General features: G+C 46.4%; 6 protein-coding genes, 2 tRNA genes, 2 rRNA genes and 1 riboswitch. Of the genes, 4 read left to right on the top strand and 6 right to left on the bottom strand.

Features of this window, described 5'->3' with window-relative positions; genetic code table 11:
- The first annotated feature begins 74 nt into the window (after positions 1–74).
- Positions 75–1,850, top strand: a complete 1,776-nt coding sequence (locus AC6I7V_RS01450; RefSeq protein ID WP_498011189.1) for a PglL family O-oligosaccharyltransferase — start codon at positions 75–77, stop codon at positions 1,848–1,850.
- A 63-nt stretch (positions 1,851–1,913) separates the two neighbouring features.
- Here AC6I7V_RS01450 and AC6I7V_RS01445 read toward each other — a convergent pair whose 3' ends face one another.
- Positions 1,914–3,053 (bottom strand): pyridoxal-phosphate-dependent aminotransferase family protein, encoded by a 1,140-nt coding sequence (locus AC6I7V_RS01445; protein ID WP_498011188.1) that lies wholly within the window; start codon positions 3,051–3,053, stop codon positions 1,914–1,916.
- Between the two features lie 176 nt (positions 3,054–3,229).
- Positions 3,230–3,407: riboswitch (Lysine riboswitch) on the top strand.
- Between the two features lie 107 nt (positions 3,408–3,514).
- On the opposite strand from AC6I7V_RS01445, the gene lysC reads away from it, so the two are divergent.
- Positions 3,515–4,888, top strand: coding sequence for a lysine-sensitive aspartokinase 3 (lysC, locus tag AC6I7V_RS01440; RefSeq protein ID WP_498011187.1), 1,374 nt, complete (start codon positions 3,515–3,517; stop codon positions 4,886–4,888).
- Positions 4,889–4,950: 62 nt separating this feature from the next.
- On the opposite strand, the gene metH is transcribed toward lysC, so the two are convergent.
- Positions 4,951–8,628 (bottom strand): methionine synthase, encoded by a 3,678-nt coding sequence (gene metH / locus AC6I7V_RS01435; protein ID WP_498011186.1) that lies wholly within the window; start codon positions 8,626–8,628, stop codon positions 4,951–4,953.
- Positions 8,629–8,797: 169 nt separating this feature from the next.
- Between metH and AC6I7V_RS01430 the strand changes: the two genes are divergently transcribed.
- Both AC6I7V_RS01430 and AC6I7V_RS01425 read left to right on the top strand, forming a co-directional pair.
- Complete coding sequence (locus AC6I7V_RS01430) at positions 8,798–10,081, top strand: cation:proton antiporter (RefSeq protein WP_255231575.1); 1,284 nt, start codon at positions 8,798–8,800, stop codon at positions 10,079–10,081.
- A 262-nt stretch (positions 10,082–10,343) separates the two neighbouring features.
- Positions 10,344–11,135 (top strand): DUF6933 domain-containing protein, encoded by a 792-nt coding sequence (locus AC6I7V_RS01425; RefSeq protein ID WP_498011185.1) that lies wholly within the window; start codon positions 10,344–10,346, stop codon positions 11,133–11,135.
- A 313-nt stretch (positions 11,136–11,448) separates the two neighbouring features.
- Here AC6I7V_RS01425 and AC6I7V_RS01420 read toward each other — a convergent pair.
- The 4 genes from AC6I7V_RS01420 to AC6I7V_RS01405 form a co-directional block, all read right to left on the bottom strand.
- Positions 11,449–11,525, bottom strand: a tRNA-Trp gene (locus tag AC6I7V_RS01420).
- A gap of 167 nt (positions 11,526–11,692) precedes the next feature.
- Positions 11,693–11,769: transfer RNA gene (locus tag AC6I7V_RS01415), tRNA-Asp, on the bottom strand.
- A gap of 41 nt (positions 11,770–11,810) precedes the next feature.
- Positions 11,811–11,926: ribosomal RNA gene (gene rrf, locus AC6I7V_RS01410) — 5S ribosomal RNA — on the bottom strand.
- Positions 11,927–12,043: 117 nt separating this feature from the next.
- Positions 12,044–14,935 (bottom strand): 23S ribosomal RNA (locus tag AC6I7V_RS01405).
- Positions 14,936–14,945 lie beyond the last annotated feature (10 nt).

Raw genomic sequence — 14,945 nt, 5'->3', positions numbered from 1 at the left:
ATAAGACGAAAAGTGTTACAGTATCGGGGCTTGTTCTATGTGGACAAGCCCCGTTTTTATAAGGTTAAGGATCTATGGCGACAATACACACCAGTGGTACACAGCTTGAGGCTCAAGTGACGCAACTTCCGCTCAATAAGCCCTTTTTGGTTTCTTTGGCTGTTGTCTTTCTCATCGCTATGCACTTTTTTATGCCCAACCCTGGTGGATCAGGCCTAGCGCTCTCCTTCAACCCAACCACATGGCTTGCCTTGAGCTTTACTCTGGCAATTGGCTTTTATCAAATGGCCAATAACCGTGTCATCAAATACTCAAAGCTCACTATTGGGCTTCTGATTAGCTGCATAATTCTTACCGTGCCAGTTTTATACAGTAATGCTGCACTTTCCGGAGCTTCAGGTCGCTTACTTGGACTATGGACTGGTTTCGCGTTGTTTGTTCTTCTTCAGCAGTTCAAATTCAGTAACAAACACAAGCAGCGCTTACTGTGGTTCATTGTACTTGCCGTGATGCTTCAAGCTCTGTTTGGTTACTTCCAGTACTTTTTCTTAGAAGCGGGCAATATGTTTGGTTACAACACCAAAACCAACCGTCCTTATGGTATTTTTCAACAACCAAATGTGATGGCAAGTTTTCTCGCAACTGGGTTTGTACTTTCTGCTTATCTACTGGCAAGACAACCAACCAAGTACAACCTCAAACTGAGTGAATCATTTCTGCTTTATCTGATGCCAGCGATCACAGTACCACTGCTGATCATCATCGCATCCAGAACGGGTTGGCTAGCCAGCGTGCTAAGCTTTGTCCTTATCCTGCCATACCTTTACAAATTTTCGACCAAGAAACGTTTTTACGGCTGGTGTGGTTCTGTCGTACTTGGGCTGATTGCCGGTTTCGCTATCATCAACTTACAAGCAGCGGATAGCTTAGCCAGCAAGCGCACGCATTTAGAAAGTGCTCGCGCCTATACTTTCCCACAAGCCCTAGACATGATGGTGGAAAAGCCATTTTCGGGTTACGGCTATGGTAAGTTTGAGTCTGAATATACACTCTATACAGCACGTCAACATCAACTTAATCCCAACTATCACCCTGGCCTTCCAGCGATGGACCATCCACACAATGAGTTGTTATTTTGGGGCGTCGAAGGCGGTATCGTGCCTATTATCGGTATTCTGCTTGCAGCGGCTTTAGTCGCAGGTCGGATAACCACTGCAACAAAAGGAACGCGGCTCGCACTGTTCGCGTTGTTTATTCCAATCGTTTTACACTCACAACTTGAGTACCCGTTTTACCACTCAGCGATTCACTGGATCACCTTTATCGTGCTCCTTTACTGGGTAGATCAACGCACTTCCCAGCATTACCAAAAGGGATTTAGCGTTATCAGTAAGACGTTGTTTAGAGTAACGAGCTTGGTTGTGCCTATTCTTGTCAGCTTTTATATGTTAAGTGCCCTGCATACCAACTATGTATTGACCAAGTTTGAGAAGTCTCAGCCTAAAAATCCGGACATTCTAAAAGAGGTTTCGAACCCTGTAGTTTGGAAAGATCGTTACGATTGGGATATCTACAGTACTTATCTCAATATCGGACTCTATCAAGAAGATCCGAAGCTGATTCAGCCGTATATCGATTGGTCTTTGAATATCATCAAGTCGAAGCCTCGACCTGCGTTTTACAACAACCTGATCTTGGCTTACCAAGGCTTAGGGGACGAAAGCAAAGCAGAGCAGATTCGTAGCGAAGCGCAATTCCTGTTCCCTAATCGAGATTTTTCAACGGTGCAGTACCAGCGCCCATCACAGGTAAAATCATCGACATCATCAGCTCAAAGCGGCGCTCAATAGCAACGCAATAAAAAAGGCGAACGAGATGATTCGTTCGCCTTTCAAATCAATGAGTCACTCTGTTTACTTCAAAACATCCGCCAGAGCTTTCAAACACAAAGCAACATTCTCTTTGCGAGCACCATAACCCATTAAGCCAATTCGCCACGCTTTCCCGGCTAATGCGCCAAGACCTGCGCCAATCTCTAGGTTGTACTCTTCAAGCAGTCGTGTTCGAACCGCCGCTTCATCAATCCCTTCAGGGAAATACACCGCGTTCAATTGCGGTAGTCGACTTCCCTCTTCAACCACAAAGCTTAGACCCAGCGATTCAAGCCCTGCCTTTAACTCACGATGCGCTGATTGATGACGCTCCCAAGCATTCTCTAACCCTTCATTGCGTAGAATCACCAATGACTCATGCAAAGCGTACAGGCTATTTACCGGTGCAGTATGGTGGTAGCTACGCTTTCCTTCACCACTCCAGTACCCCAGTACCAAACTCTGATCTAAGAACCAACTCTGCACCGGCGATTGACGCGCTTTCATCTTCTCTACCGCCTTTTGCGAAAACGTCACTGGCGAAAGACCCGGAACACAAGATAAACACTTCTGACTACCCGAATAGACGGCATCTAACTGCCATTCGTCCACCAGCAGCGGGACACCACCCAATGAAGTCACAGCATCCACGATGGTTAGTGCGTCAAAACGACGAGCAACCTGAGAAATCGCTTCCGCATCTGTAAGGGCGCCCGTTGATGTTTCTGCGTGAACAAACGCAACCGCGACCGCATCTGGGTGCTCAGTGAGTGCTTGCTCCACCTTATCGACCGATACAGGTTTCCCCCACTCATCATCAACCAAAATAGCTTCGCCACCACAGCGAACTACGTTTTCACGCATTCGCTCACCAAATACACCATTACGGCACACAATCACTTTTTCGCCAGGTTCAATCAGATTGACGAAGCAGGTTTCCATACCTGCACTACCCGGTGCTGAAACCGCAATCGTAAACTCGTTTTCCGTTTGGAAGGCGTACTTTAGTAGCTGTTTCACTTCATCCATCATATTGATAAACAGAGGATCTAAGTGACCGATAGTAGGACGACTCAGCGCCTGTAGCACTCGTGGGGAAATATCAGAAGGCCCTGGCCCCATTAACGTGCGATGAGGAGGAAAGAAGCTTTCAGCGATTGAGGTTGTGTGCAGGTTCGACATAATTATCCTTTATGTTTATGACATCAACCTTCCACACTAAAGCAAATCTACAACCTCAGCAATTAGTCGAAAGTCTCGAGGTCAAACCAGTGTCACAGAATTGTTAAATTTATTTTCACTTTATCTTGAGTTATCGATTGACATTCTTACCGCAAACACGTTCAATAAATCAGCTATCAAGCAGAAGAGGAGCACTGCCCAGGTAGATGTTTTGTGGAACCACATTTCCAATACAGAGCATTCAGGGGGAGCAGTGCCGAGGTAACTGAAACATGTCGGGTTTCTGTTATCGGTTAATTGGGCTGAATCCCATTAACTGTCATCATTCCAATATGATGAGGAGCTTCTGAGGTTTACAATTCAAATACACACCTCTCTTTTTGCTCTAAACCCTCTCTTCAAAACATTGGACGTTGGATTACCAACAGTAATTTTTATTTTAGGAAGTCGGGAGATTTATCGTGAGCGCATCTAATGTAGCTGGTTCTTTTAATGTCGCCAAATTCGGTGGGACAAGCGTTGCTAACTTTGAAGCAATGAGTCGCTGTGCAGCCATTATTGAGAATAACCCAAATACCAAGCTTGTTGTCAGCAGTGCGTGTTCAGGCGTCACCAATCTTTTAGTTGAACTGGCAAACGGTGTACAAGACCAAGCCCGCCGCCAAGAGTTAATGAGTCAACTAACCGATATTCATCACGCGATTTTGGATCAACTCGCAGAGCCTATGAGTGTCGAGAAAGAGATCCATGCGATTTTGGACAACGTTGCCAGTGCTGCAGAAGCTGCATCTTTTCACTCCAGTGCCAAGTTAACTGACCATCTAGTGGCGTGTGGTGAGCTAATGTCGACCCACCTTTTTGCGCAAATTCTTCGAGAGCGTGGCGTATCCGCAGTCAGATTTGATATTAGAGAAGTGTTGCGTACCAATGACGCTTACGGCAAAGCAGAGCCTCAACTGGAGCAGATCTCTCAGCTTGCTCAAGAGAAACTGATTCCTCTATGCCGAGAGCATGTCGTGATCACTCAAGGTTTTATTGGTGCGGACGATGAAGGCAATACAACCACACTCGGTCGTGGCGGAAGCGACTATTCAGCAGCACTCATTGCAGAGTCAGTATTAGCTTCTGGTCTAGAGATTTGGACTGATGTCCCGGGGATCTACACCACAGATCCTCGTATCGCCCCTAAAGCTTCACCAATTCCAGAGATCAGCTTCAGTGAAGCCTCTGAGATGGCGAACTTTGGCGCTAAGATCTTGCACCCTTCTACATTGGTGCCAGCGCTACGTCATAAAATTCCTGTCTTTGTCGGGTCATCTAAAGAACCTGAAAAAGGCGGTACTTGGATTCGTCAACAAGTTGAGAGTTCGCCACTGTTCAGAGCTCTTGCCCTTCGTTGTAACCAAACTATGGTCACACTGCGCAGTGCGAACATGTTCCACGCATACGGCTTCCTAGCAAAAGTATTTGAAATCCTCGCTAAGCATAAGATCTCTGTCGATCTTATTACAACGTCAGAGATCAGTGTCTCTCTGACGCTCGATCAGACAGACACTTCTGGTGGTGCTCCGGAATTGCCTGAAGTTGTACGCAAAGAGCTTGAAGAGCTATGTACAGTAGAAGTTGAACACAACCTATGCCTTGTGGCACTTATCGGTAACAATATGAGTGAGAGCAAAGGCTATGCAAAACAGGTATTCAGCACTCTTGAAGACTTTAACTTGCGTATGATCTGCTACGGAGCAAGCCCACACAACCTTTGTTTCCTTGTGCATGAGTCAGTTTCTCGCTCGGCAATTCAGAAACTCCACCAAGAGTTGTTTGAGCAAGAGTAATACATTCAAACAGATACAAAAAAGGGTTGCGCAATGGCAACCCTTTCACTTTCTAGTCGATCTTAGTTAATGTTTGGACCTAACCACTTCTCAGCTTCCAGCGCATCCCAGCCCTTGCGATCAGCGTAGCTATCTACTTGATCTTGCTGAATCTGAGCAATGGCAAAGTAACGTGAATCAGGGTGAGAGAAATACCAACCCGATACTGATGCACCTGGCCACATCGCGTAACTGCTCGTCAAAGACATATCGATCGTCTCTTCCACTTTCAGTAGCTCCCACAATGAGCCTTTTTCTGTATGCTCAGGACATGCAGGATAACCCGGTGCTGGACGAATACCTTGGTACTTCTCACGAATCAACTCATCATTCGATAGGTTTTCATCGGCGGAGTAGCCCCAGATATCTTTACGTACTTGCTCATGTAAGTACTCGGCAAATGCTTCAGCAAGTCGGTCAGCGACCGCTTGAATCATGATGGCATTGTAGTCATCGCCCGCCGCTTTGTATTCATCAGCAAGCTCACGCTCTCCAATGCCACCTGTTACGGCAAAGGCACCGATCCAATCTTTCTTACCTGACTCTTTTGGTGCAATGTAATCAGACAGACAGTAGTTAAAACCTCTTGGCTTTTCTGTTTGCTGACGTAGGTTATGAAGAACCTTAGCCACCTCAGTGCGTGATTCATCAGTATAAACTTCAATATCATCACCAACGCTTGCCGCAGGGAACAGCGCACACATACCACGAGCTTTAAGTAAGCCCTCACGTTCAACTCGATCAAGCAGGTCATTGGCGTCTTTAAATAGACGCTTTGCCTCTTCGCCCACTTCCTCATGTTCAAGAATGGCAGGGTATTTGCCCACTAGTGACCAAGTCATGAAGAACGGAGTCCAATCAATGTAACGACGCAAGGTTGCTACATCAAAGTCATCATAAACATGCACACCCGGCTTAGCTGGAGCTGGCGGCGTATAGCTTTCCCAATCAATAGCCACTTTATTCGCTCGAGCTTGCTCTAACGTTACCGGCTTAGTGCGAGGCTTCTTGCGATTGTGCTGATCGCGGACACGCTCGTAGTCCAAATCTAGCTTCTCAACAAACGCCGGGCGAAGCTCATCAGATAATAGAGAAGTACATACCCCAACCGCTCGTGATGCGTTGTTTACATACACCACTGGGTTCTTGTAGTTCTGTTCGATCTTAACGGCAGTATGTGCTTTAGAAGTTGTCGCACCACCAATCAAAAGTGGCAAGTCGAAATCCAAACGCTCCATCTCTTTAGCGACATGTACCATCTCATCCAGTGATGGAGTAATTAGGCCAGATAAACCGATAATGTCGACATTCTCTTCTTTAGCGACTTTTAGAATCTGTTCACAAGGAACCATCACCCCAAGGTCAATAATCTCGTAGTTATTACACTGCAGTACCACGCCCACAATGTTCTTACCGATATCGTGAACATCGCCTTTTACGGTAGCGAGCAAGATCTTACCGTTTGAAGAACCTGCTTGTTTAGATGCGTTGATGTAAGGCTCTAAATGCGCAACCGCTTGTTTCATTACACGTGCAGACTTTACTACTTGAGGAAGGAACATCTTACCTTCACCAAACAGATCACCCACCACGTTCATACCATCCATTAGAGGGCCTTCAATGACCTCTAGTGGTTTACTGGCATTCAAACGAGCTTCTTCAGTATCTTCGACGATAAACTCAGTGATACCTTTAACCAGTGCATGCTCTAAACGCTTCTCAACCGACCAAGTACGCCACTCGAGTGCAGAAGCATCTTCCTCTTTACCGACACCTTTATTAGCGTATTCCGCAGCGATATCCAGTAATCTTTCAGTCGAGTCATCACGACGGTTAAGTACTACATCTTCTACCGCTTCACGCAGTTTATCCGGGACGTTATCGTAAATTTCAAGCTGACCTGCATTAACGATCCCCATGTCCATACCGTTTTTGAAACAGTGATATAGGAATACCGCGTGAATCGCTTCTCGTACGTAGTTGTTACCACGGAAAGAGAACGATACGTTAGATACACCACCCGAAATCATCGCATATGGAAGGTCGCGTTTGATGTCTGCTACCGCGTCAATGAAATCAACCGCGTAGTTGTTGTGCTCTTCAATACCGGTCGCAACAGCAAAGATGTTCGGGTCGAAGATAATATCTTCCGGCGGGAAACCAACTTCATCCACCAAGATATTGTATGCGTTAGTACAAATCTCTAGCTTACGCTGACGGGTTTCTGCTTGACCGACTTCGTCAAAAGCCATCACGATAACCGCAGCACCATAACGGCGAATCAGCTTAGCTTGCTCAACAAATTTCTCTTTACCTTCTTTCAAGGAGATCGAGTTAACGATGCCCTTACCTTGAATACATTTCAGGCCGGCTTCGATGACTTCCCATTTCGAGGAGTCGACCATAATAGGCACTTTAGAGATTTCAGGTTCAGACGCACATAGATTTAAGAAACGCACCATGCACGCCTCAGCGTCTAGCATGCCTTCGTCCATGTTGATATCGATGATTTGTGCGCCATTCTCAACTTGTTGACGAGCAACTTCCAGAGCCTCGTCATAAAGCTCTTCTTTAATTAGACGCTTAAATCGAGCAGAGCCAGTCACGTTGGTACGCTCACCAACATTGACGAACAAGGTATCTTTTTCGATAGTGAGGGGCTCTAACCCTGATAGGCGGCATGAAACAGCTAACTCAGGTAAAGCACGCGGCTTAACGTTGTCGACCACATTAGCCATATGGCGAATATGTTCTGGAGTGGTACCACAACAACCACCGATTAGATTTAGGAAGCCGCTCTCCGCCCACTCTTTTACATGAGAGGCCATATCTTCAGGAGAGAGATCGTATTCACCAAATGCGTTAGGAAGACCAGCATTAGGGTGAACTGAAACAAAGGTTTCTGAAATGCGAGAAAGCTCATCGACATAAGGACGTAGTTCATCAGGCCCAAGGGCACAGTTCAAGCCAAAGGACAGTGGGCGAACGTGACGCAATGAATTGTAGAAAGCTTCTGTTGTTTGACCGGAAAGCGTTCGACCTGATGCGTCTGTGATAGTACCTGAGATCATGACTGGAAGAGTAATCCCTAACTCCTCGAACACAGTATCAACGGCAAATGCACAAGCCTTAGCATTTAGAGTATCGAAAATGGTCTCAATCAGGATCAGATCAGAACCACCTTTAATCAGCGCTCGAGTTGATTCGGAGTAAGCCTCCACTAACTCATCAAAGCTAACATTTCGATAGCCAGGGTCATTTACATCAGGGGAAATCGAACAAGTACGGTTCGTTGGGCCAAGCACGCCAGCTACGTAACGAGGCTTGTCAGGTGTTTTTGCAGTCCACTCATCGGCAGCTTCACGCGCCAACTTAGCAGCAGCAAAGTTAATCTCTTCACTGAGGCTTTCCATATCATAGTCAGCCATCGCAATGGTAGTTGCGTTAAAGGTATTGGTTTCAAGGATGTCTGCGCCAGCTTCTAAGTAAGCCGAATGTATGTCCTTAATAAGCTGAGGTTGAGTAAGCACCAAAAGGTCGTTATTGCCTTTAAGATCACTATGCCAATTGGCAAAGCGCTCACCTCGATAGTCCTGCTCTTCCAGTTTATAATTCTGGATCATGGTGCCCATACCACCATCGATCAATAGAATTCGTTGCTCTAACTGAGCTTCGATCTGTTGCTTTACATTACTTCCCACAGTACAGCCTCATTCCTTTAATTATCACTCCATCCTATCACACATTAAAAAGGAGTCTAGACGTCTAAACGGAGAAATTGATAACTAATCTATGACAAAAAACCGTTTGCTATTTGAGCGATAGAGGACGAAAATTCATTTTCATATTTTGTTACATATCGGAAATCCAATGTCGGTCTACTACACACTTTGCTTTTTATCTGCAGCCGCTATGTTGATAGCGTTTGTAAACAGCAAGATAGGAAAGATGCAAACCACAATCGCTATTACTGCTGGTTCGATGATGCTTTCACTAATTATCCTGATTGCTGGTCAAAACGATTGGTTTCAGCTGTCTGAGATCGCTTCAGAGACAGTGGCGAGTATCAACTTCGAAGATTTTCTACTCAAAGGGATTTTAGGTTTCCTACTATTTGCAGGTGGGCTAGGGATTAAACTCCCTAACCTCAAAGATCAGAAATGGGAAATTACTGTGCTCGCGTTAGGGGCAACTCTATTTTCGACTTTTTTCATTGGGTTTGCGCTTTACGGATTTTGCCAAGTTATCGGCATTCAGTTTGATCTTATCTACTGCTTACTGTTTGGATCTCTTATCTCTCCGACTGACCCGATTGCAGTCTTAGCGATTGTTAAGAAACTCAATGCCCCAAAACGTATTTCAACCCAAATTGAAGGTGAGTCACTGTTCAATGATGGTTTCGGTCTGGTTATCTTTGTCACTCTGTTTACTATCGCATTTGGTAGCGAAGCTCCAACAGTGGGCAGCGTAACGATGCTATTTATTCAAGAAGCGATTGGTGGGATTGTTTATGGTTTCGTATTGGGGCTTATATTCCACTACTTAATCAGCAATACTGACGATCACTCTATGGAGTTGTTACTAACGATTGGTATCCCAACCGCCGGATACGCGTTTGCAGAAGTGCTTCATGTATCGGGCCCATTAGCTATGGTCGTATCAGGTATTATGATTGGCAACTGGACACGCTTTATCGGTTTCTCAAAAGAGAGTGAAGATCACTTAGACCACTTCTGGGAGCTCATCGATGAGTTTCTAAATGGCGTGCTATTCCTACTGATCGGTATGTCGATGCTGCTTTTTGAATTCCATAAAGAAGACTGGATCTTAATGGCTTTCTCTGTACCGTTAGTACTAGGAGCGCGTTACCTCAGTGTATTTTTGTCATACATTGGCTTTAAGCGCTTTAGAAGCTATAACCCGTGCTCAGTTAACATCCTCACGTGGGGTGGATTACGTGGTGGCTTAGCACTTGCAATGGCTCTATCTATCCCATCAGGTATCTGGGTCATCGAAGACAAACTGATTGATGTAAAAGAGATCATTCTAGTCATGACATACTCAGTTGTGGTGTTCTCAATCTTAATTCAAGGCTCAACGATTACACCAATGATTGAGAAAGCTAAGCTAGCAGAAAAAGAGTTAAACAAATAACACTCCTACCCTACATAGAGGCTGCCTCCTAAGTAGCCTCTATACCGTTCCTATCAAAATCTTCCCCTCCAGTCCAAACTAAGCCTTTGTAGATTGCGAGGTCGTTTATCGTTGGATGTAATTAACGATGTCAGCGACAAGCATGATACCAAATACTACTAACAGAATTCATGCTCCATAGTCGTTTACACATTGTCTGTAGTTGGCATTTATTCAAATGATCTTTAATCTGGTACAAATTAAGCAACTAAAATAGAGAATCATGTTAATTTTCAACTGTACTAAAGCAGCTAGTGATTTCTTCACCGTGACTCGAAAAGGAAGAGAGTTCTCACCAATAGCCTCTGCTCCATGCAAGTTAATAGCTGATGATACTGATTACTTGAAAGAAAATGATGGCAGTACTCCAAAAGAGCTCTGTGAGTGGTTGGTGCATGTAGTCCGAGTTCAACGTAAACCCATCATCTTCGCTATTGAGAAAGATACGCGGTATGTGATGACCTTCGTTGATCTTAAGAAGGGTGAGTACCAACGGTTTCTAACCGACTTCATTGAGCGCATAGCTAACTTGGTTCAGTACTTCGGTGAAGATCTGATGATCATGAATGACGATACCTTTGAGCCTATGCTGAATAACTTCTTGGCAGCAAACAGCGAATACCGTTTCTTTAGTCGCTCAGATAGAAGCATGCAATCACATATCAACGAAATAGCCTGGTTCTTTAAGGATACCGCTGATAATTCTGGTTGCTTACCTGATACCGAGCAAGTGATGTGCTTTGATGCTGACATGAACAGTATGCTGAGACAGTATAAAGGGCTTAAGGACATGATCTATCCTGCGAATCAGATGCTGTTCCATTGGTTAAGAAACTACTGTGATTACGATGAGAAACAGATTAAGGATGTCTCTGAGCGTATACGTGAACTTAAGCGGGCTATGTCCGGCTCGCCTATGTCCATAGAGATGAGTACAGATCACGAAGAGTGGGATCTACAGAAACAACCAGAATCTATACAAGATAACGTGATCGTGTTCCCTACCAAGCGATAGGTAGTATCCCCAGTCGATTTCTCCCTTCCCCCATCCGACCTGATATGAACCGAAAAACAGGTTAGGAAAGTATAGAGGAATCGTTGAATAGGGAAATGGGGAAGAGCAGTATGGGTAGTTTGAATTTATTGAACGATAGCTATGAAAAAGCCTCAGTCTTTCAACTGAGGCCTTAAAGATGGCAGGGGTGGAGAGAGTCGACTGGGCTGGCACTCCAACTCCCAACACGTGCGCTTTTGGTAGTGGCAGAATCCGCTGCTCTTTTCTTCCGCCAAATAAAAAGGCTCTAGTCTTTCGACTAGAGCCTTGGATATGGCAGGGGTGGAGAGATTCGAACTCCCAACACGCGGATTTGGAATCCGCTGCTCTGCCAATTGGAGCTACACCCCTAAAATTGGTAATCAAATTTTCGATGGATTAGGAGATTTAAACTCCCAACACGCGCCATCTTGCAAACTTTGAGGAATCAACTGTTTTACCAGTTGGAGCTTATACCCTTAAAGTTTCAATATTATAGATTCGAAAAAACCTCACACTAGGCGAGGCTCTCGAATAAGTGGCGGAGTGGACGGGACTCGAACCCGCGACCCCCGGCGTGACAGGCCGGTATTCTAACCAACTGAACTACCACTCCGCAGTGGCTTACTTGCTTTAAGCAAGTGTCCATAATTTAAAGCCTGGCGATGTCCTACTCTCACATGGGGAAGCCCCACACTACCATCGGCGCTATTGCGTTTCACTTCTGAGTTCGGCATGGAATCAGGTGGGTCCACAACGCTATGGTCGCCAAGCAAATTCTTTCTTCTCTGATTTTCTTTCAGAAAAGTAATCTGGAAAGCTGTTTCTGTTCTCTCAAACTCATTCAAGCGTTTGTATCTTTGAGTCCATCAAAACCCCTTGGGTGTTGTATGGTTAAGCCTCACGGGCAATTAGTACAGGTTAGCTCAACGCCTCACAGCGCTTACACACCCTGCCTATCAACGTTCTAGTCTTGAACAACCCTTTAGGACACTTAAAGTGCCAGGGAAGACTCATCTCAGGGCTCGCTTCCCGCTTAGATGCTTTCAGCGGTTATCGATTCCGAACTTAGCTACCGGGCAATGCCATTGGCATGACAACCCGAACACCAGAGGTTCGTCCACTCCGGTCCTCTCGTACTAGGAGCAGCCCCCTTCAATCTTCCAACGCCCACGGCAGATAGGGACCGAACTGTCTCACGACGTTCTAAACCCAGCTCGCGTACCACTTTAAATGGCGAACAGCCATACCCTTGGGACCGACTTCAGCCCCAGGATGTGATGAGCCGACATCGAGGTGCCAAACACCGCCGTCGATATGAACTCTTGGGCGGTATCAGCCTGTTATCCCCGGAGTACCTTTTATCCGTTGAGCGATGGCCCTTCCATTCAGAACCACCGGATCACTATGACCTGCTTTCGCACCTGCTCGAATTGTCATTCTCGCAGTCAAGCGGGCTTATGCCATTGCACTAACCTCACGATGTCCAACCGTGATTAGCCCACCTTCGTGCTCCTCCGTTACTCTTTGGGAGGAGACCGCCCCAGTCAAACTACCCACCAGGCACTGTCCGTAATCCCGATTCAGGGACCAACGTTAGAACATCAACACTACAAGGGTGGTATTTCAAGGACGACTCCACCACATCTAGCGACGCGGTTTCAAAGTCTCCCACCTATCCTACACATGTAGGGTCAATGTTCAGTGCCAAGCTGTAGTAAAGGTTCACGGGGTCTTTCCGTCTAGCCGCGGGTACACTGCATCTTCACAGCGATTTCAATTTCACTGAGTCTCGGGTGGAGACAGCGTGGCCATCATTACGCCATTCGTGCAGGTCGGAACTTACCCGACAAGGAATTTCGCTACCTTAGGACCGTTATAGTTACGGCCGCCGTTTACCGGGGCTTCGATCAAGAGCTTCGACCGAAGTCTAACCCCATCAATTAACCTTCCGGCACCGGGCAGGCGTCACACCGTATACGTCATCTTACGATTTTGCACAGTGCTGTGTTTTTAATAAACAGTTGCAGCCACCTGGTATCTGCGACTCTCGTCAGCTCCATCCGCAAGGGACTTCACCGATAAGAGCGTACCTTCTCCCGAAGTTACGGTACCATTTTGCCTAGTTCCTTCACCCGAGTTCTCTCAAGCGCCTTGGTATTCTCTACCCGACCACCTGTGTCGGTTTGGGGTACGATTCCTTACAATCTGAAGCTTAGAGGCTTTTCCTGGAAGCATGGCATCAATGACTTCACCACCGTAGTGGCTCGACATCGTATCTCAGCGTTAAGAAAGTCCGGATTTACCTAAACTTTCCGCCTACGTACTTGAACCTGGACAACCGTCGCCAGGCCCACCTAGCCTTCTCCGTCCCCCCATCGCAATTGTAAGAAGTACGGGAATATTAACCCGTTTCCCATCGACTACGCCTTTCGGCCTCGCCTTAGGGGTCGACTTACCCTGCCCCGATTAACGTTGGACAGGAACCCTTGGTCTTCCGGCGAGGGAGTTTTTCACTCCCTTTATCGTTACTCATGTCAGCATTCGCACTTCTGATACCTCCAGCAGCCCTTACAGACCACCTTCAACGGCTTACAGAACGCTCCCCTACCCCGCATACTAAAGTATGCGGCCGCAGCTTCGGTGTATAGCTTAGCCCCGTTACATCTTCCGCGCAGGCCGACTCGACCAGTGAGCTATTACGCTTTCTTTAAATGATGGCTGCTTCTAAGCCAACATCCTGGCTGTCTGAGCCTTCCCACATCGTTTCCCACTTAGCTATACTTTGGGACCTTAGCTGGCGGTCTGGGTTGTTTCCCTCTCCACGACGGACGTTAGCACCCGCCGTGTGTCTCCCGGATAGTACTTACTGGTATTCGGAGTTTGCAAAGGGTTGGTAAGTCGGGATGACCCCCCTAGCCTTAACAGTGCTCTACCCCCAGTAGTATTCGTCCGAGGCGCTACCTAAATAGCTTTCGGGGAGAACCAGCTATCTCCAGGTTTGATTGGCCTTTCACCCCTAGCCACAAGTCATCCGCTAATTTTTCAACATTAGTCGGTTCGGTCCTCCAGTTGATGTTACTCAACCTTCAACCTGCCCATGGCTAGATCACCTGGTTTCGGGTCTATATCCAGAGACTGAACGCCCAGTTAAGACTCGGTTTCCCTACGGCTCCCCTAAACGGTTAACCTTGCCACTGAATATAAGTCGCTGACCCATTATACAAAAGGTACGCAGTCACACCACGAAGGTGCTCCTACTGCTTGTACGTACACGGTTTCAGGTTCTATTTCACTCCCCTCACAGGGGTTCTTTTCGCCTTTCCCTCACGGTACTGGTTCACTATCGGTCAGTCAGTAGTATTTAGCCTTGGAGGATGGTCCCCCCATATTCAGACAGGATATCACGTGTCCCGCCCTACTCGATTTCACTGATTATGATGTGTCGGTTACGGGGCTATCACCCTTTATTGCGGCACTTTCCAGAGCCTTCACCTGCATCATTAAAAGCTTAAGGGCTAATCCAATTTCGCTCGCCGCTACTTTCGGAATCTCGGTTGATTTCTCTTCCTCGGGGTACTTAGATGTTTCAGTTCCCCCGGTTTGCCTCTTGTTGCTATGTATTCACAACAAGATACTTACTTATGTAAGTGGGTTTCCCCATTCGGAAATCCCAGACTCAAAAGGTTTTTACTACCTAATCTGGGCTTATCGCAAGTTAATACGTCCTTCATCGCCTCTGACTGCCAAGGCATCCACCGTGTACGCTTAGTCACTTAACCATACAACCCG

This window comes from Vibrio sp. KUL70 (assembly GCF_059725515.1).
This window is presented reverse-complemented; position numbering and strand designations above follow the sequence as displayed.